The organism is Mesorhizobium sp. M0848 (genome assembly GCF_040319805.1).
Lineage (GTDB): Bacteria > Pseudomonadota > Alphaproteobacteria > Rhizobiales > Rhizobiaceae > Mesorhizobium.
Genome location: NZ_JAMYOM010000020.1, coordinates 37,688 through 55,409, shown reverse-complemented (window position 1 = coordinate 55,409; position 17,722 = coordinate 37,688). Strand labels below are relative to the sequence as shown.

Annotated in this window: 16 protein-coding genes; 3 read left to right on the top strand and 13 right to left on the bottom strand. The window is 59.0% G+C overall.

What is annotated here, in order from left to right:
- Positions 1–24: 24 nt before the first annotated feature.
- The 10 genes from trbJ to NKH95_RS22270 all read right to left on the bottom strand — a co-directional run bounded on the left by trbJ (position 25) and on the right by NKH95_RS22270 (position 10,638).
- A complete protein-coding gene (trbJ, locus tag NKH95_RS22315; protein ID WP_023669263.1) occupies positions 25–750 on the bottom strand; it encodes a P-type conjugative transfer protein TrbJ in 726 nt (241 codons plus the stop codon).
- A complete protein-coding gene (gene trbE / locus NKH95_RS22310; RefSeq protein ID WP_352893197.1) occupies positions 747–3,197 on the bottom strand; it encodes a conjugal transfer protein TrbE in 2,451 nt (816 codons plus the stop codon). The genes trbJ and trbE overlap by 4 nt, the downstream gene beginning before the upstream one ends.
- Complete coding sequence (locus tag NKH95_RS22305; protein WP_352688643.1) at positions 3,191–3,463, bottom strand: VirB3 family type IV secretion system protein; 273 nt, start codon at positions 3,461–3,463, stop codon at positions 3,191–3,193. The genes trbE and NKH95_RS22305 overlap by 7 nt, the downstream gene beginning before the upstream one ends.
- Positions 3,463–3,771: a TrbC/VirB2 family type IV secretion system protein gene (locus NKH95_RS22300; RefSeq protein ID WP_023711818.1), complete on the bottom strand. Its 309-nt coding sequence runs from the start codon at positions 3,769–3,771 to the stop codon at positions 3,463–3,465. Before NKH95_RS22300 ends, NKH95_RS22305 begins: the two co-directional genes overlap by 1 nt.
- Positions 3,772–3,782: 11 nt before the next feature.
- Positions 3,783–4,751: a P-type conjugative transfer ATPase TrbB gene (gene trbB, locus NKH95_RS22295; RefSeq protein WP_023809283.1), complete on the bottom strand. Its 969-nt coding sequence runs from the start codon at positions 4,749–4,751 to the stop codon at positions 3,783–3,785.
- Entirely contained in the window at positions 4,748–5,161 is a 414-nt protein-coding gene (locus NKH95_RS22290; protein ID WP_023711820.1) for a hypothetical protein, read from the bottom strand. The genes trbB and NKH95_RS22290 overlap by 4 nt, the downstream gene beginning before the upstream one ends.
- A gap of 119 nt (positions 5,162–5,280) precedes the next feature.
- Complete coding sequence (locus NKH95_RS22285) at positions 5,281–7,311, bottom strand: conjugal transfer protein TraG (protein WP_352893192.1); 2,031 nt, start codon at positions 7,309–7,311, stop codon at positions 5,281–5,283.
- Positions 7,312–7,749: 438 nt separating this feature from the next.
- Positions 7,750–8,772, bottom strand: coding sequence for an IS110 family RNA-guided transposase (locus NKH95_RS22280; protein WP_352893281.1), 1,023 nt, complete (start codon positions 8,770–8,772; stop codon positions 7,750–7,752).
- 337 nt (positions 8,773–9,109) lie between these two features.
- Complete coding sequence (locus tag NKH95_RS22275) at positions 9,110–10,111, bottom strand: ParA family protein (RefSeq protein WP_023711822.1); 1,002 nt, start codon at positions 10,109–10,111, stop codon at positions 9,110–9,112.
- 257 nt (positions 10,112–10,368) lie between these two features.
- Complete coding sequence (locus NKH95_RS22270; protein ID WP_023806689.1) at positions 10,369–10,638, bottom strand: site-specific integrase; 270 nt, start codon at positions 10,636–10,638, stop codon at positions 10,369–10,371.
- Positions 10,639–10,883: 245 nt separating this feature from the next.
- On the opposite strand from NKH95_RS22270, the gene NKH95_RS22265 reads away from it, so the two are divergent.
- From NKH95_RS22265 to NKH95_RS22255, 3 genes are read left to right on the top strand one after another with little or no spacing between them, the layout of a single operon-like run.
- Positions 10,884–11,405 (top strand): KwaA family protein, encoded by a 522-nt coding sequence (locus tag NKH95_RS22265; RefSeq protein WP_023711823.1) that lies wholly within the window; start codon positions 10,884–10,886, stop codon positions 11,403–11,405.
- On the top strand, positions 11,406–12,275 hold the full coding sequence (locus NKH95_RS22260; protein ID WP_023711824.1) for a hypothetical protein: 870 nt from the start codon (positions 11,406–11,408) through the stop codon (positions 12,273–12,275).
- 4 nt (positions 12,276–12,279) lie between these two features.
- The gene (locus tag NKH95_RS22255) at positions 12,280–12,936 is read left to right on the top strand and encodes a hypothetical protein (protein WP_023711825.1); all 657 of its coding nucleotides are present in this window, start codon (positions 12,280–12,282) and stop codon (positions 12,934–12,936) included.
- 103 nt (positions 12,937–13,039) lie between these two features.
- Here the strand turns inward: NKH95_RS22255 and NKH95_RS22250 are convergent, their stop codons facing one another.
- Genes NKH95_RS22250 through NKH95_RS22240 form a run of 3 tightly spaced genes read right to left on the bottom strand, consistent with a single transcriptional unit; the run spans position 13,040 to position 17,440 of the window.
- Complete coding sequence (locus NKH95_RS22250; RefSeq protein WP_352893184.1) at positions 13,040–14,929, bottom strand: hypothetical protein; 1,890 nt, start codon at positions 14,927–14,929, stop codon at positions 13,040–13,042.
- A gap of 10 nt (positions 14,930–14,939) precedes the next feature.
- Positions 14,940–16,931: a hypothetical protein gene (locus NKH95_RS22245; protein WP_023711827.1), complete on the bottom strand. Its 1,992-nt coding sequence runs from the start codon at positions 16,929–16,931 to the stop codon at positions 14,940–14,942.
- Complete coding sequence (locus NKH95_RS22240; RefSeq protein ID WP_245260670.1) at positions 16,928–17,440, bottom strand: hypothetical protein; 513 nt, start codon at positions 17,438–17,440, stop codon at positions 16,928–16,930. Before NKH95_RS22240 ends, NKH95_RS22245 begins: the two co-directional genes overlap by 4 nt.
- Between the last annotated feature and the right edge of the window lie 282 nt (positions 17,441–17,722).

Below are 17,722 nucleotides of genomic sequence, written 5' to 3'. Positions count from 1 at the left end.
ATCGTTGTCTTGAAGAACTGCCGCTCAGTTGCCGGGATAAGCCGTGCCGGTGCCCAGGAAACGCTTCGTCGTCTCGCGAGCGGCTTCCTCAGACTGCGCCTTGCGCGCCGCATCCTCGGCCTCGGCCCGGAACTGGGTCGCAAGCAGCGTCTGGATCTGCATCTGCTGCTTGGTCGAAAGCGCGATCAGCTGATTGGTGGCCTGGCTTGCCTCGAGGGCACCTGCCGCGCCCTGACTGCGATTGACGAGATCGGTAAGCAGGTCGCCATCGGCCTGCACGTTCTCGACGATCTGCGACTGCGCGCTCATGGTCTGGCGGAACGCCTGCATGGCGCTCTGCCAGCGCTCGCGCGCGGCGCTCGCCACATCGCTGACCTTGATGGTGGCGTCGTAGCTTTCCGGATATTGCTGGCGCCACTGGTCCTGCAGCTTGTCGAGATCGAAGCTCAGGCCGCTCGCCTGGGTCATCAGACCGTCAATCCGTTGGAGCGAGCCGGTAAGCTGGCCCACGGAAGAGAAATCCAGGCGCTGAAGGTTGCGCGCCATGTTCTGCAGCATGGTCGCCTGGTTCTGAAGCGACTGGATTTGGTTGTTGATCTGCTCCAATGCGCGTGCTGCCGACAGCACATTCTGCGTATAGTTGGACGGGTCAAACACGATGAGCGCATAGGCCGGCTGGACGTAGTCAGCCATCGGTTTGGCGATCAGGGAAACGGTGACCAGGCTAGTAAAAAGGCGGCGTCCGATCATGACGATTGCTCCTTGTTAGGTTGAGGAAATTGCTGGAGAAGCTCGGCAGCCCAATCCAGGCCGCGCGCGCTGAAGAAACGGGCGGCAAAGCTGCCCTGCCCTTCTTCGGAAAGAATATTGTCGATCAGGTTCTGGGCGGCCGGGTCGGAGGCGCCGCAAAGCGCAAGAGCGATCGGGCCTAGCCCGAGCTCGAAGAGGCGATTGCCGCGGCGCGACTGCAGATAGTAGTGGCGCTTCGGCGTGGCGCGGGCGACCAATTCGATCTGTCGCTCATTAAGACCGAAGCGCTCATAGGCTGCCCGTGCCTGCGGCTCCACCGCACGATCATTGGGGAGAAAAATGCGCTGCGGGCAACTCTCGATGATTGCCGGTGCGATAGAAGAGCCGGCGATGTCGGCAAGCGACTGCGTCGCGAAGATGACGGAGACGTTTTTCTTACGCAGTACCTTAAGCCATTCGCGGATGCGGGCGGCAAAGAGCGGGTTGTCGAGATAGACCCAGGCCTCGTCGAGCATGAGCAGCGTCGGCCGCCCGTCAAACCGGTCCTCAAGACGATGGAACAGATAGGTGAGCACAGGCAGCACAGCGCCTTGGCTGTGCATCAGCTCCTGGGTCTCGAAACACTGCACATCCGAGATGGCCAGCCGGTCGTCATCGGCATCGAGCAGCCGGCCGAATGGACCGTCGAGCGTGTAGGGCATCAACGCCGATTTGAGCGCATTGGACTGAAGCAGGACCGACAGGCCAGTCAGCGTGCGTTCCTGCGCCGGCGCGGTGGCGAGGCTGGTGAGCGCCGACCAGATTGCCTCCTTCACCTCCGGGGTGACGGTGACATTCTCGTGGGCAATGAGGCCGGCGATCCATTCGGCCGCCCAGCTCTGTGTGGCCGGGTCGTCGATGTGGCGCAGCGGCTGGAAAGCAAGCGCACCATTCGCACCCAACGCATGGTGGTCGCCGCCCATGGCAAGCGCGGCGGCGCGGGCCGAATTGCCTTTGTCGAAGACATAGATTTGCGCGCCAGCGTAGCGCCGGAACTGCAAAGCGATCAGGGCAAGCAGAACCGACTTGCCGGCACCGGTCGGCCCGACAATCAGCATGTGGCCGACATCGCCGATATGGGTCGAAAGCCGAAACGGCGTCGAGCCGCTGGTTTCGGCGAAAAGAAGCGGCGGAGCGTAATCGCCGGTGACCTCGGCAAGATGCTCGTTCTCCGCTGGACCTGCCCACACGGACGACAGCGGCATGAGATGGGCAAGGTTAAGCGTGTGAACGAGCGGCTGGCGAACGTTGGCGTAGACATGACCCGGCAATGAACCAAGCCACGCTTCGACGGCATTGATGCTTTCGCGAATGGTGGTGAAGCCGAGCCCGTTGACGATCCGCTCGACGGCGCGAAGCTTTTCCGCGGCGGCTTTACGGTTCTGATCCCACACCGTCACCGTTGTGGTGAGATAGCCGAAGCCGACATGATCGCCGCCCAATGCCTGCAGTGCTGCATCGGCATCGAGCGCCTTGTTGTCGGCGTCGCTGTCGACGAGAGGCACCGGTTCGTTGGTCACCACCTCGCGCAGAATAGCCGCGATCGATTTGCGCTTGGCAAACCACTGCCGGCGGAGCCGAGTCAGCGTCTTCGTGGCTTCCGCCTTGTCGAGTGGAATGAAGCGCGTCACCCAGCGATAGGCGAAATCCTGGTTATTGAGCGCATCAAGGATTCCTGGCCGGGTGACGTTCGGAAAGCCGAGAACTGTGAGCGTGCGCAGATGCTGCTCGCCCAGCATCGGCTCTAGGCCGCCGGTCAGCGGCGCGTCAACCAGGACGCCGTCGAGATACATTGGCGTTTCCGGCACGGCGACCGGATGACGGCGTGTCGAGATCGTGCCGTGCAGGTACGTCAGGGTCTCGGCATCGTCGAGCGCGCGCACCTCGGGCACGAAGCCCGAAAGAAGATCGAGAACGCGGTCAGTCTCGTCTCGGAACCGGGCAAGCTCCTGGCGCCAGTCTCTTTCCCCTCCCAAGTCATGCGAGTCGACGAGAGCACTTTCCGCGCGCGCTTGGCCATCGGGCCCAGGCATGAAGACCAAGGTCAGATGATAGATGCTCTCGAAATGCGCGACCTTGCCCTCGAAGGCCGCGCGCCGTTCCTCATCGATCAGCCATGAGGCAGCATCGGGAAGCGCCGAGCTCGGATAGCCCAGCGCTTCGCTGCGCTCGGCCTCGAAGAATAATGCCCAACCGGAGCCGAGCCTTTTCAGCGCATTGTTTGCCCGCGCGCATATGCCGATAAGTTCGGCCTCCGTCGCGCTTTCAAGGTCGGGGCCACGAAACCGCAATGTCCGCTGGGAGCTGCCATCCTTGTTGAGCACGATGCCGGGCGCGACGAGTGCTGCCCACGGCAGATGGTCGGCAAGCCGGTCGGCTTTGCCGCGGTATTCGGAAAGCTTCAGCATGCAAGCCAGCCCTTTTGACGAAGATGACGGACAAGCACGTTGGCAAAATCCGGATCACGCCGTGCGGCAAAGACCGCGAGCGTGTGGCCGGCGATCCAGAGGATCAGACCGGCAATCCACTGCTGCAGGCCTAGGCCGATGGCGGCGGCCACCGTGCCATTGAGGATCGCCACCGCCCGCGGCGCGCCGCCGAGCAGGATCGGCTCGGTGAGCGCCCGATGGACCAGAACCTCGAAGCCTTCGATATGCTGCTCTCCGGTGCTCATCAGACGACTGCCCCGCCGCCAAAGGAGAAGAAGGAAAGAAAGAAGCTCGAGGCCGCGAAGGCGATCGACAGGCCGAAGACGATCTGGATCAGCCGGCGGAAACCGCCCGCCGTGTCGCCGAACGCAAGGGTAAGGCCAGTGGTTATGATGATGATCACGGCAACGATCTTGGCCACCGGCCCCTGCACCGATTCCAGGATCTGCTGAAGCGGCTGTTCCCAGGGCATGCCGGAGCCGGCAGCGTGAGCCTGGGCCGTGAGAAGAAGCGCGACGGCGGCGGACGAAAGAAAGCAAATTTTCTTGCGCATGAGATGACCTTTCAAAGCTGCTGGAGTTGCGGAAGAGTGAGCTGGCCAACGGCGTAGTCGCCACTGCCGTCGAGGCCTGTGACCTCGGCAATCGCGTCTATGCGGCGCGACGACCCGCGTCCGGCGATGAAGACAATCAGGTGGACAGCATCGGCGATCAGCCGGCGGGGAACGGTGACGACCGCTTCCTGGGCGAGCTGCTCGATCCGGTAGAGGGCCGAGCGCGCCGAACTGGCGTGGACCGTGGTGATGCCGCCGGGGTGACCGGTGTTCCACGCCTTCAGCATGTCGAGCGCTTCCGCGCCTCTGACTTCGCCGACGATGATGCGGTCGGGCCTCAGCCGTAGGGTCGAGCGTACGAGATCGGCAAGTGTGACGGAGCCCCGCCTCGTCCTCAGCGCAACACAGTCCTTGGCCGCGCATTGCAGCTCGCGGGTGTCCTCAATGAGGATCACCCGCTCATCGCATTCGGCGACTTCTGCCAGAAGAGCATTGGCAAGGGTCGTTTTGCCCGATGATGTGCCGCCGGCGACCAGGATGTTGCGCCGCTCGCGTACCGCCTTCCTCAGGGCATCAGCCTGCAGCGGGAGCATGATGCGATCGGCGACATAGTTGGCCAGCGTGTAGAGTTTTGCTGCCGGCTTGCGGATGGCAAAGCATGGCGCCAAGACGATTGGCGGTAACAGGCCCTCGAAACGCTCGCCTGAGGGTAGTTCGGCACTGACGATTGGGTTGTCCGCATGCGCCTCGGCGCGCACGTGAGAGGCAACGAGGCGGACGATGCGTTCGGCCTCGGAAGGATGCATATGCACGCCGGTATCGACCCGGCCTTCTCCCAACCGGTCGAGCCGCAGCGCGCCGTCGGGGTTGACCATCACCTCGATGACGGTCGGATCGGCAAGGGCCTCGGTGATCGCGTGGCCCATGGCTGTGCGCAGCATGGCGCGGCGGCGGTGGTCGGCTGCGGGATGAGAGCTCATCCTTCGCCTCCATTGCCATTGCCGTTGCCAAGCGAGCGCTTCCCGGAGGCGATCTGGCGACCGACCTGCTCGACGAATTTGTCAAAGCGCTCTTGGGCAATCGCCTGTGTCGCCCGATCCGGGACCGGCGTGTGGGAATGAAGCGTAATCGAAAAGCGTATGAAGAGTGCGAGGCTCTCCAGGATCACCTCGACATCGGTTCGGATATGGTCGAGGTCGCGAGAAAGACGGTCGAGACGCCTGCCATAACGATTGTCGAGTTCGTTCTCGCCACGCCGCTCGATGAAGGCCTCGACCGCTTTCGCAACGATCGCCGATTTTGTGGTCGACGGGTTGCGGCTCAGCGTTTCCAGCTTCTCGCTTAACGCGGGTTCGAGCAGAAACTGGTGGCGAATGCGATGGGGCTTCATGGGGCTCGTTCCGACTGGCCGGCGCTGATGCGCCGGCGGCGGGAACGAACATCGCCGATATCTGAAAAATCGCTTATGGGCGTTATCTACGCTGAGATACGCCTGAGCTGCGAAAGCGCTTAGAAGCCGGGGATGATGTCCTTGTCGTCGCCCCTTCCCTCGTTGATACCGTAGGCGCTGGCTGCGGTGGAAACCCGGTCCATGACGCGCTTGTCTGCGAGTGCCTCGGCGTCATCGTCCGCCAGATTGAAGAGGTCGTCTTGATCAGGCTCCTGAGAGACGACGACGTGGTCTTCAGGCAGGCCGGGATGACGCTGCTGTTGCACGCCGCCGTCTTCTTCGATTGCCGCGCCGGCGTTTTCGTCATCTGCAGCGAGACGGCGGTCAACACTGCGGACTAGTCCGCTCCAATCGTCGGGGCGCGACGCAGGACAGTCCGCGTACAGACCGTCGCGCAACACCGGCGCCGGCAGCACCCGTTCGGTGAAATTCTGGTCCTCGTAGTAGCGGAGCTTGTTCGCACGGATCGGCGGCAATCCTGATATCAGCACCAGCTCGTCCGAAGGCGGCAATTGCATCACCTCGCCTGGTGTCAACAGCGGTCGCGCAGTTTCCTGGCGGCTCACCATGACGTGCGAAAGCCAGGGTGCCAGCCGATGGCCGGCATAGTTGCGCATGGATCTGAGTTCCGTCGCTGTACCGAGCGCGTCCGAGATGCGTTTGGCCGTGCGCTCGTCATTGGAAGAAAAGGAAATCCGCACATGGCAATTGTCAAGAATGGCGTTGTTCTCGCCATAGGCCTTGGAGATCTGGTTCAAGGATTGAGCGATCAGATAGGCGCGGATGCCGTAGCCTGCCATGAAGGCAAGCGCGGTCTCGAAGAAATCGAGGCGTCCGAGCGCCGGGAATTCGTCGAGCATCATGAGGAGTTGATGCCTGCGGCTCTTCTTCGGGTCACCCTCCAGGCGCTCAGTCAGCCTGCGGCCGATTTGATTGAGCACCAGTCTCACCAGCGGCTTGGTGCGCGAGATGTCCGACGGCGGCACGACCAGATAGAGCGACATCGGCCGCTCGGCATCCATCAGGTCCGCAATGCGCCAGTCGCAGGTCGATGTTGCCGCGGCCACTGTCGGATCACGATAGAGCCCGAGAAACGACATCGCGGTCGAGAGCACGCCAGAACGCTCATTTTCCGACTTGTTCAGCACCTCGCGCGCTGCGGAGGCCACGACCGGATGGACCTGGGGCTTGTCCGCCGTGCCGAGGTGATTGGTCGTCATCATCCGCTGCAGCGTCGCGACAAAGGAGCGTTGCGGATCCGACAGGAAGGTGGCGACGCGGGCGAGCGTCTTTTCCTCTTCGGCATAGAGCACGTGCAAGATGGCGCCGACCAAGAGTGAGTGACTGGTCTTCTCCCAATGATTGCGCCGCTCGAGCGCACCTTCCGGATCCACCAAGACATCAGCGATGTTCTGGACATCGCGGACCTCGTTCACTTCTTTGCGCACCTCAAGTAGCGGATTGTAGCGTGCTGACCTCGGATCGGTCGGATTGAACAAAAAACAGTACGAGAACTTCGACCGCCAGCCGGCGGTCAGCTGCCAGTTCTCGCCTTTGATGTCGTGAATGACGGCCGAGCCGGTCCAGGAAAGAAGCGTCGGAACAACCAGTCCAACACCCTTGCCCGAGCGCGTGGGAGCAAAGGCCATTACGTGCTCCGGCCCGTCATGGCGAAGATAGCGGTCCTTCAGCTTGCCAAGGAAAACACCGGCTGGTCGAAACAGCCCTGCCTTCTCGATCTCCCAAGAAACGGCCCATCGCGACGAGCCATAAGTGGTGACTAGGCCGCGCTGCCGCGCACGCCAGAGGGAGCCAGCGATGGCGGCCGCGCAGCCCATGAAGCCTGTGGTGGCCGCAAGCATCCCGGCCGTGTCGAAGACCTCGGGCGCGTATGCGTCGAAATGGAACCACCACTCGAACAGTTGCCACGGCTTGTAGATCGGCCATCCGGCTGCGACAAACCATGGGGATCCGAGTTGCGGCTGATAATCTAAAGTTTGGGCGCACCATTGAGTCGCTGTCCATACGCCGAGAATGACGATGGCGAACACAATGACTATCTGACCGACAAGGAGCTTCGTCGGTGTCATGGGCGCAGCCTCCGAGTTTTGTTAAACGGAAGCAGGATGGCGTGACGTTTCAGAATATTGAAGATACCCAATATACGCGCCCGTGCGATGCAGTGAACGTTGCAGGCTTGGAAGATTGGGGGCGCCAAGAAATGTCATCGCGAAGGCACGAGCGAATGACTTGTATGGGGCCGTGTATGGACGGCTCTCCGTTGGCAAGGGATTCTTTGAGCGTTGCCGTTGCTGGTTGGTGCGGCCATGTATCCGACCTGTAGGTGCGGCCTATCATGTGCCGCTGGCCATAATGCCATTCGCGCGTCTCAGGTCCCGATCGTAAGCTCGCACTCGAGGTGCACGGCCCCAGTGGGTTTTCCTGATCCGGCGGTATCAACCGGCTTTGTGCATTAGCTCCTGTCCGCCCTTTCCAACCTCGTCAGCGATCGCTCGCCTTATCTTGTTCTATGCGATGACCGGCTCCCTGTAGCGCTCGCCGTTCGTCATCAGTGCCCAGACCATCCGGGCGGTCTTGTTGGCCAACGCAACCGCCGCAACCTTGGCTGTTCGCCGCGCCATCAACTGCACGAGCCATGGCCTCCTGGTACCGTTGCGCTCGGCATAGCGGATGACCGCCATCGCACCCACCACGAGCAACTGCCGCAAGTAGCGATTGCCGGTCTTGGAGATACTGCCGAGCCTCTCCTTCCCCCCGCTCGAGTTCTGCTTCGGCACGAGTCCGATCCATGCCGATAGACAGCGCCCCGACTTGAACGCATGCGCATCGGCGACCGTAGCCACGAATGCACTTGCCAGCAGCGGGCCGACGCCTGGGATTTCCATCAACCTGCGACCAAGCTCGGTCTCACGCGCATTCGCCCGAACCCTACGATCGTTTTCGAGGATCTGTTTCTTCACGACCCTGAGCTGCGCCTCAAGCATGCGAAGGCATAGCCGCGCGTCAGCTGGTATCCTGGTCTCGTTCTCGTCGTTGACGACCACGAGCAGTTGCTCAATCCCATTCCGCCCGATCGGCGCTACGATCCCGAACTCGGATAGGTGTGCCCGCAACGCGTTCGATATCTGCGTGCGCTGGCGGTTGAGCATCAACCGGACCCGGTGCAGCATCATCACACTTTGCTGCTCGGGTGATTTCACAGGCACGAAGCGCATGGTCGGCCGAGTGACCGCCTCGCAGATCGCCTCTGCATCTGCGGCATCATTCTTCTGCCGCTTCAGATAAGGCTTCACATATTGTGCCGGCAGTAACCTCACATCGTGACCACGTGCGATTAGCTCGCGAGCCCAATAATGCGACGAGCTGCAGGCTTCGATACCGACCAGGCAACGTGGCAGGCTCTCGAAGAATGCCATCACGCGCCCACGCGTCAGCTTCCTGCGAACGACAACCTCACTCGCCGCATCCACCCCGTGGATTTGAAACACTGACTTCGCAATATCCAGACCAATCGTCGTAACGTTGCCCATCATAGATCTCCTCCAGCTTCTGGCCCCACGATCATACCGCAGGGCGGGAGGAGAGCCGTCCACCGCATCATCTGCCGACTGTCCGGTTATGTCCGAAGACCTGAGAAAGCCGACCTTCAGCACACGACCCCAAGTCAGCCCTTCGGTTTGATCATGTCGTCGCCCGAAACTTGCCGTTCGTTCGATTCCAATAGTGGACTGAGTTAGGAGCACTTCGAGACCGATCTCGGCCGAGAATCGTATCGGCTGTTGGGAGTATATTTCGACTCTTGCAGCGGCCCAAAGCAATACCCATCCCCCAATTCAATGCAGAAGTATGAGGTCAATCAAGCAATCTCTAAGGCCAAGCGGAAACTGAGTTGAGGGTGTCAACTATCTCTGCAAAATGATCGGCCGAATCCCTAGCCTTCGCAAGATGAGCACCGCGAACGCCATCGCTAGAATTACAGTAGAAGATCGGCTTCTTGGCGTCCATAGAATATGGAACAAGGCTGTGAAGATTTGGGATCAAACCCAGTTTATAATCATCATCGTGCCAAACCTGTACTTGATTCAGAGGAGTAAGCTTTTCGATAATGTTTGCGCGAATCGCAGGCTCGAGTTCGTTCCCGTAAATTTGCCAACCTTCCGTCATCCCAACAGCATTTGAACGTACGTTATGCTGTTGAACGACGTAGCCAAGGTAGCTCGGTCTCCCCTTGGGGATAGAGAGAGTGGGGTCCTTCCATGCGGTATTAGTTTGATCCCACTCTTTCCGCCATCCGACCAGCTTGTTGCCGAGGTTTTCCGTTCCTTGAATGGAAAACAGGTCGGGAGCCAGAGGCGTGATGAAGTAGTCCGCCGAGGCTAGAACAGCTCGGTTCAGCGCGCCCAGGTTGGGACCGAGATCCAACAGCACCAAGTCTGCGCGGACTTTCTCGCTAGCCCATTGAATGTAGCGATGGATTGCAGATTGAGCTCGCACCGCAGGCTCGTTGCCACCTCGTGCAGCACTCCAGGTGTCGCCCAATGTGTCTTCAAAATCGCTGAGTCGAAGATCCCCCGGCACGAGATACAGCTTGCCCTGAGCGTGTGGAACCGGACTAGGCTGTCTCTGGCGAATGTCGCCGATGCCTCGTGCGACACGCTCAATGGCTCGGTAGATACTGTTTCCCTCCGTGCCCCACGATTGTCGAATAGCAGTGTCGCTCAAGCAATATGCACTCAGGTTACATTGACTGTCGCAATCGACCATCAGGACGGTGAGCCCGCGCGCGGCGAGAAGATGCCCAACATGATACATGTAGGTCGTTTTTCCGACACCGCCTTTGTTATTGAAAATCGCAATGCTCTTGGTCATTTGAAATTCCTTTTGTTCGTGATGACCATAAGCGGCCCACGGTCGGTTCGCCACAGATATGAAATTGATCTTCCTCGAATTGCGGTACAAATGTGGAATGTCTTCAGGCCTCCGCATAAGAGCAGTCAAGGTCGTGCATTGGGAATGCCAGCAATTCGTTGAATTTTACGGTTCTCCTCGATGTGCTTAAACGGCTGAAACGTCGCATGCCCAGCTCAAGAGCTGTCCGTCCGCTTCCCACCCCACAATTGTCGAAGCTACCCGGTATTCCACGTGTCGGCGCGAGTCCCTATCTCCGGTCGGGCGACCACATCGCGAATCCTGATCTTGACCAGGTCACAACCGCGAAGCTTGCTGTCGATTGCTAGATCGAATAGCGCACGGTCCCGAACGCGTCTCTTGCGATCGAGGAAAAAGCGAATTGCCCAGATCTGCTTCTGGTTGAACGGACGCTTGGTGACGACCCTCTTTCCGGCATTCCAAGCTGCGCGCTCGCGACTGGCATCATCGAATTGAGAATGGCCCATGTGAGTTCTCCTCGGCCTTGATTGGCCGAGAGAGAACGTCGCACGACACTACCGCTCAGGGGGCCGTAACCTGAATGGCAGCTTCGAGAGCAGATGCCGATAAAAGCTGCCATGGGACCTAAGATCGGAACAGGGCGGGCCCGATAGAGGGCCTTATCAGGACGAAGCGATCTCTTCGCCTAAAAACGCTGTGGACTTCTGTAGTCGTATCGCCGCCGAATGCTGCAACGTGATAGAAGAGCCAAATGTTCAATGTTTTTGCCAGACTAGTCTTCACAAGCACGGCCCTCGCCCCGGTCGGATTGACCTATGCTTGGGTTGCGTGGGTTGAATGTGCGCCCCAGACGGCAAAATTCATCCTGACAGGCTGCCTAATCCTTTGTGTCCTATGCGTCGGGATTCTCTGGAGCGCTAAACGCTCACTGCCCGCGTCTAAATTCAAAGCAGCGTCAATCGAGGCTGCGGACCATGAGAACACCGCGTTTCTCCTCCTCTATGTAATGCCGCTATTCACGTCGCAATTCAACACACTAGATTGGAAATTCTGGGTGCCAACTGTTGCAATCTTTGGCGTGATAACCGCCACTGGGTACAACTACCATTTCAACCCCTTGCTTGGCTTGCTTGGGTGGCACTTCTACAAAGTCCAATCTGCTGAAGGGGTGACTTTCGTGCTGATAACGAAGAAACATCTTCGCACTGCCGCCACGGAATTGCAGGTAGGCCAGCTCACAGAATACATTCTGCTCGATCTGGGGGGAAAATAAATGACTCAACTCTACGCCGTATGCCGTCCGGCCGAGATAGCCGAAGTCAGACACATTCAATTGGCCAATCCGCTGCAGGCCCAACTAAACGGGGTGTTCGAAAACCAAGAAGCTCAATTCATGGCCGGCATCGCCAACGAAATTGCATTCACGGGCGATTGGATTCCAGACAGCGAGGATGTGCTCTTCATCCAAAGCCTGCCAGAGGCACAAGCGCTGCTAGCTGCAGCGGACCAGAACGCGGTCGCACTTCCCGTACTCGATGTCGCCAATTTTCAAGATCAATCCGTCAAGGGCCTATTCGCCGTCCTCGGCAATGGCCCAAATCGGCGCCTCTTGATCCAGAACTTTGGCCCGCAACAGGTGCTATCTAATCGTTTCGCGTTTTTATATGAGGGCGATGTTTTTCGACGGCTCGTCGAACCGGCATTCTCACTGGATAACAAATTGGTAGCAACCGTCGACGCGATAGGACTGGTCCGGTTCAAGAGTTACTCCATGTTACGGCGCGTCCTCGATATGTCCCCTGTCTTCCGAGACGCAACCGATCCTGAGCTAGCTGCATTTTGCGGCCACGCTAGCCTCGCCATCGGGGATGCTGCGGCGTTCGTAGCCGGAGCTGATGAAGGTATCCGAAAGCACGTTCTTGCAATCACGAAGACCAACGTTCTTGGAAATCACCCGGTCGCAAATATTCAGGCGCAGGCAGTGGCTATAGGATTTCCAATCGCCGTAAATGCAGGCCGTATCGAGATACCAGCCGATCGAAAAGGCGCAAAGGCTCTATTCAGTTTCCTACTGAATAAGGTCTATCTCGGGCCTATCGACCAACAGCTCTTCATAACCAATTCAAACCGACCTCTGGCCTAGCCCAATGAGTTGGGAAACGAGGGCTGCGAATAACCTGCTCCCGCTCAGTTGGGACAAGGGCAGCCTTTCGCAAGCTCTTCGCGAGTGGCGCTACACTGGTGACTATCATGACCTCGAAGCGCCCTCCGCTAACTGTGAACTCTGTGATCATCCCGACATCCGCTACCAATTCGAAATCCGCAATTTGCATACGGCCGCAAGGCTGCTGATCGGATCTGAATGCATTCATCGCTTTGGTATAGCTGCGACCGACGAAGAAGGCCGCACCTTAGACGCGCTCGCCACTCGTAAGAAGGTCGATCGAGATCGGCGACAACTTGTCGAGGACGCGCGCCGCAGGCGATTAGTAAGCGCGCTTGTGGCGCTGGCGAACGTTGAACCCAATTTCGATGTTCATTCCTTTATAGACTATTTGCAGACGCGGGGTGCATTCACCCCCAAACAACTGGCGACCGTTCTCTGGAGGTTAAGAAAGAAAGGCGTCGTGCACAGCCCTCAAGACTTCAAGCTCACGATCCGCCGAGGCCGGGAAAAAGCGCAACTTTTGTCCCTGAAGGACTGGGAAATGGCGCTCGTTAAGCCGTGCCTCACGACCGAACAGTCAGCCTACCTCGAGAAAGTTGCTCATCGAAGGAGTGGCCTCGACCATCTGCTTGACTAAGCCAAATTGCCGCTCCGGAAGCGTATAGATTCGATCTCGCAAACACCGATCTCTGAGTTGTGCGCCTTCACTGGTATCGGTATGCGTCAAAGGAAAGCTAACATTACCGCAGTTCATGCGGCGTCTTGCGATTGGCTTGAATTCTGGCCACCACAATATGGTATTTTACCTTAGATCCATCCGGCACCTTTTGCTCCACACTGATCTGTTCGGAAATGTGCGGTTGATGGCCTTTCCGATCCGTGAGATCTAGCACCAGGAGGAAACCGAAACAGACACCGGTCGTCAGATAGCCCGTCGCCTGGCCGGCATACCGCTCCGCAAGTTCCGCATTGTTGAGCACGTTGTCGTCCCTCTTCACCTCCACGATCGACTTGACGCCACGATATTCGAGAGCGATGTCAGCGCGACCGCCACCGGAGTCACGGGCTTCGGCTCGGAACGACGGTGCGTCCGACATCGTGAGGAACTTCAGGAAATCTAGTTGAAGGTCGTGTTCGACCGGCAGATCGGCGCCGCGCCCAAACACGTACTCAGCAGACGGGTCGGTACTCCTGCCAACGTTGGCGCGAAAATCGAGAAAACGCACAATGAGCGTACACATGTGTTCCAGCAGCGCTCGGGGATGGTCGCGCTGGTAATCGGGATTGTCCGAGAGCTTCTCAATAACGGCGGCCCACAGCTCTGCCACTTGCCGATTGCGATCCATCCCCACGTCGAACTGCGCTGCGGTCATGGCGGCTGTAGCTGCGTCGAGGCCGGCTTTCTTGAGGACATCGACCAGCCAGCCTTCAGTCGATTCGCAAAAAGGGCTGCGATGGATAGCTCCGGCCAGTGAATGTTGCACCGTGTCGCGTAATTGTCCGACATTCGGAGCGAGATCGCTATCAACGTTCTCGGCGAGCCATTGATTTAAGGTCTGCAAATAGTATCGCCGCTTCTGCAGCGATTGGACGAGTGCCTTTCGTCCGAGAATATCGGCGCCGTGGCCATCGGATCGAGAGAACACGCTCTCACTCGCAAAAAAGATCGATAGCAACTCGTCCTCGATCACAATGGCCGCTTGCAGCCAGGTGTCCTTTGTGAACGTGTGAGCAGCCATGGCTAACTTCGTGGCCATCGACAGCCAGTGAAAACGCTCGCGCGATGGCGCCCCGAGCCATGACTGGGCGGAGTGGCGATCGACGGCAAAGGCTGAGTACTCGATGGCTGCCCTACGAAGTTTAGGCAAATCCAACGCAAGATCGGAGTGCAGTCCTCTGTTCTGCACATCGATCAGAACAGACGTACAGATATCATACAGCGCAGCATCCGAACGTCCTTCGCTCGCCGCCAGGGAACGGCGAAACCAACCCTGCGCCGCCGTCAAGGCTGACATGAGCGCGTCCTGCGTTCTGGCCAGCAACCCGTCTTGCAAGCGATCAAGTCCGAGCTCAAGGGTAGCTTCGTCTGCTGCCTCGCCCACATGCGCCAGGTTGGAGAGAAGGTCTCGGAAGTCGTCATCGGGGTATCGACGCAGAATGGTGCCCGTGACCTTGGCGACGTGACGCAGATAGGCCCCGTCGTCGTCTGTCGTGACGTCCAGAAGATACGACTGCAGGCGCCTGACCAAACTGTGGTCGCCCTGCACTACGACAAGCGCGCCGCGCAACGCCTGCGATCGCATCCAGCTATGTTCAGACCGGGGCTCGAAACGGCGGCGGAAGATTTCCCACGCACTGCGCCCGAGAGCCTGCGGTATTGTGGGCAGTTCGTCGAGGCAGTCGACCATTTCCGCAACAGAGGTGGCGTCATCCTCTCGCTCGAGTATCCGCAGCAGCGCGCGCTGAACGGCGGCCGCGGTCACCCAGCGCGTCATCCAGCAGAACGCGTCTGCGCGCGCGGTTTCGGAAGACAGGGCCTCAATCGCGGCCAGCAATTCGTTCTCTTGAGCCGTTCCCGGGTCTCGGATGGGCGTGCCTTCCGTCGTCAGGAGCTCGAATCTGTCTTCCATCGCCGACCACTCAGAAGAGGTACTTATCCCCCTTAGCGTGTAGCCGATGATCAATAGACACAACCGCCTCCACCGCGCTGCGAGCAATGGTGCCGAGAATGATCTGAACGCCTCCGATGTCCTTCGCAGCAGAGGCAACGCTGTCCAGCATCTGCTCGAAGTCCTCGTTCACGACCTCTTCCGACGCAGGCGAGTCGATAATCAGCAAGCCTGGATGCCGGCCATGCCCGCGACGCTTGGCCACCTCCACAGCCGCCAGCGAGGTCGCGATCTTAATGCGCAATTTCTCGCCCATCGTAAGGTTGCTGAAATAGATATCGGCGCCGCCTTGGTGGACCTTCAGCCTCCCACCGCCGTCGAGGTGCATGCTGGTGATGTGGGAAACACCGAACTTCTTCGTGAGGGACATCACCGAATCAGCGATCTCTGTCAGAACGTCCGACTGCATAGAGGTCATCAGCGTCTTACTGGCGTCAGTAGCGGCACGAAGGATCTTGAGTTCGCTCTGCGTCTCGGTGTCGTCGTTGGCAGGCGATTGCAGTGAGGCGACCAGTTCCCGAAGCTGCTCGGCCCGGGCCTCCAACTGCACAACGATGAGTTCGGGGTCGGTCGGCAACGTTGAGATGGCGTCCTGAAGGTTTCGCATCCTGTTCATTCCGGTGCGGAGGCGTTCGGTCGCCTCCCTTGCTGTCTTCTCGCTGGCTTTGAACTTGGCTTTGGCGATCTGGAGCGACGAAGCCAGTTCCTCAACCAGGATCTGCGCGTACTGGATGCGATCGCTATCCAGATCGTTTTCGTGGACCGGCAAGTCGTTCTTGCACAAGGCGCAGGTGTTGTGGTCTGCGTGCTGAACCGCAGGCGCGGCCTCCTCGAACGCTGCCTCGCAGGCAGGGCAGCAAGTCGGGTTGAGCTGACGGAACGAGTATCCTGCCGACCGCTCGTCCTCGAGCTGCTTGAGCCTTCGCCGCGCGTCGTCGTAGCTGACTGTGACGGCCGCGACGGTCGCCGTGTCCGTCTCTAAGGCTATTCGAGCGGTCTCGACCACCTTCCTATCGGTCACGGTCTCCTCATCGAGGCGCGCCAGTTCCAGCCTTTTTGCGCTGCGGTCATCGGTGCCACGAGCCTCCTTCGCTTTGGCGAGTTGGCCCTCAACCTCGATAAGCCTGCTATCGAGCACTACGCTCACGCCAGAATGGTTCGGCCTATCGGCCAGTGCCTGCTCGAGCTGCTTCTGCGCGGTTAACGCAGCACTATAGGTAGAGACCCACGGCAACCCTATGAACAGTTGGAGCAGGCGAAGCGGGAGCCCGTCTATGGGCAGATCGCCGAACAGTGCCTTCGGCTCAGTAGAACTCGACAGGAAGAACGTCGAAGCTATCAGAGGCCAGCCATGGGGATGACCGCCGGTATTCTTGTTGTGGGCATAAATCACCGGGAAATCTAGTTCTTCCATCATCAGGTGCTCGGTCTGAGACTTCAGCCCGTCTCCAGCGTCACCTTCATAGAGCGTGATCCACTGACCGTCGCTGACACTCCGGCTCAGCGTGGCCTTGCCCTCCGCCGCCTTCTCCTCGCCGGCAGGCTTGCGCAGCTCCATGCGATGCAGGACTTCATCGACACAATACCGGACTTCGATGGTTTCCAGCCACTTCCAAACGTCGGGCTTCACCCGACCGGGAAAGTCGCCGCGGATAGCTGCGTTGAGTAGGTGCAGGATGGATGACTTTCCTCGCAGATTGCGCTCGGACATCACGGCCCAGATGCCGATCCCTAGGTCTGACCAGGACAGATGAAACGGTCCGTCGCGCTCGGATTCGGCTCGAACACCCGTCAACTTGATGCCGTCGAAGCGAAGGCTCTTGGCGCGCGGCGGAGTAGTCTGCGCGCGAATGCCATACTTGAGCAACGCGCTTCGAACATCCGACTCCGGACTGGTGCTATCCTCGGCTATGGCTCTTATCCAGCCGTACTCGGTCGACTCGATGATCCGTTCCTTGCTCATGGTTCCAATCCGGCGAATTTGGTCAGACGCTGTTCGACCTGCTCTTGGATAGTCGGTATCACGTCGCCCTGGATGGTGCTTCCATATTGCGGGTGCTCATACTGCCATTCCTTTAGGGCGGAGCCGCTCTTGCCGCTGGCGACTCGCATTACCAGCGCTAATCGGTCGCGATACCACGCCAACTCCGGGTAATCCTGAACGCACTTTTCCAGAAACGAGATCGCCTTTGGTAATATAAGGTACTCGTACCGACGAATTTTGCCGTCGTCACCGGCGAGTTGCATCGGTCTCGCTAAGCCGTAGTAGCTCAGCATTGCAAGGGCGTCCTCGACGTTCTGATAGGCGCCGTGCCGCCAGCGGACCATCCGCACCAGTCTGATGGAAGGCTCGTCGTTGATGAAGATGCGCTGAACTGCCTCTAGCAGTTCGGGTTCGCGGGTCTCCTCATAGAGATCCAGCAGGGCGTCACCCAAATAGTCAGGATAACGGACGAGGAAGTCCATTGCCATCAAGCGCTTCTCAGCTCGAAAAACGCTCACGACCTCCTCTGTAGGCCTGTCGACATCTTCACTTCCCGCAACCAAGATGAAAAGCAGCCTGAGCGCGTCGCGATGTCTATAGCTCGGCTCAAGCGATATTCGGAAAGGCGTCCCAGCTTCACCCTTTGGCCCCTTTCCTTCGACGTAAACATCCATATCAGAAGTGCCCCACAACGCAGGGACCACAATATCTCAAACGGTTTAATTCCGCTAATCTGGTCAGGCACTACTTCGGCGTATTCTGAAGTAGGT

What these genes read in the sequence shown, in the direction of transcription:
- trbJ (WP_023669263.1), bottom strand. Translation starts at nt 750, where the DNA reads ATGATCGGACGCCGCCTTTTTACTAGCCTGGTCACCGTTTCCCTGATC.
- trbE (WP_352893197.1), bottom strand. Translation starts at nt 3,197, where the DNA reads ATGCTGAAGCTTTCCGAATACCGCGGCAAAGCCGACCGGCTTGCCGAC.
- NKH95_RS22305 (WP_352688643.1), bottom strand. Translation starts at nt 3,463, where the DNA reads ATGAGCACCGGAGAGCAGCATATCGAAGGCTTCGAGGTTCTGGTCCAT.
- NKH95_RS22300 (WP_023711818.1), bottom strand. Translation starts at nt 3,771, where the DNA reads ATGCGCAAGAAAATTTGCTTTCTTTCGTCCGCCGCCGTCGCGCTTCTT.
- trbB (WP_023809283.1), bottom strand. Translation starts at nt 4,751, where the DNA reads ATGAGCTCTCATCCCGCAGCCGACCACCGCCGCCGCGCCATGCTGCGC.
- NKH95_RS22290 (WP_023711820.1), bottom strand. Translation starts at nt 5,161, where the DNA reads ATGAAGCCCCATCGCATTCGCCACCAGTTTCTGCTCGAACCCGCGTTA.
- NKH95_RS22285 (WP_352893192.1), bottom strand. Translation starts at nt 7,311, where the DNA reads ATGACACCGACGAAGCTCCTTGTCGGTCAGATAGTCATTGTGTTCGCC.
- NKH95_RS22280 (WP_352893281.1), bottom strand. Translation starts at nt 8,772, where the DNA reads ATGGGCAACGTTACGACGATTGGTCTGGATATTGCGAAGTCAGTGTTT.
- NKH95_RS22275 (WP_023711822.1), bottom strand. Translation starts at nt 10,111, where the DNA reads ATGACCAAGAGCATTGCGATTTTCAATAACAAAGGCGGTGTCGGAAAA.
- NKH95_RS22270 (WP_023806689.1), bottom strand. Translation starts at nt 10,638, where the DNA reads ATGGGCCATTCTCAATTCGATGATGCCAGTCGCGAGCGCGCAGCTTGG.
- NKH95_RS22265 (WP_023711823.1), top strand. Translation starts at nt 10,884, where the DNA reads ATGTTCAATGTTTTTGCCAGACTAGTCTTCACAAGCACGGCCCTCGCC.
- NKH95_RS22260 (WP_023711824.1), top strand. Translation starts at nt 11,406, where the DNA reads ATGACTCAACTCTACGCCGTATGCCGTCCGGCCGAGATAGCCGAAGTC.
- NKH95_RS22255 (WP_023711825.1), top strand. Translation starts at nt 12,280, where the DNA reads ATGAGTTGGGAAACGAGGGCTGCGAATAACCTGCTCCCGCTCAGTTGG.
- NKH95_RS22250 (WP_352893184.1), bottom strand. Translation starts at nt 14,929, where the DNA reads ATGGAAGACAGATTCGAGCTCCTGACGACGGAAGGCACGCCCATCCGA.
- NKH95_RS22245 (WP_023711827.1), bottom strand. Translation starts at nt 16,931, where the DNA reads ATGAGCAAGGAACGGATCATCGAGTCGACCGAGTACGGCTGGATAAGA.
- NKH95_RS22240 (WP_245260670.1), bottom strand. Translation starts at nt 17,440, where the DNA reads ATGGCAATGGACTTCCTCGTCCGTTATCCTGACTATTTGGGTGACGCC.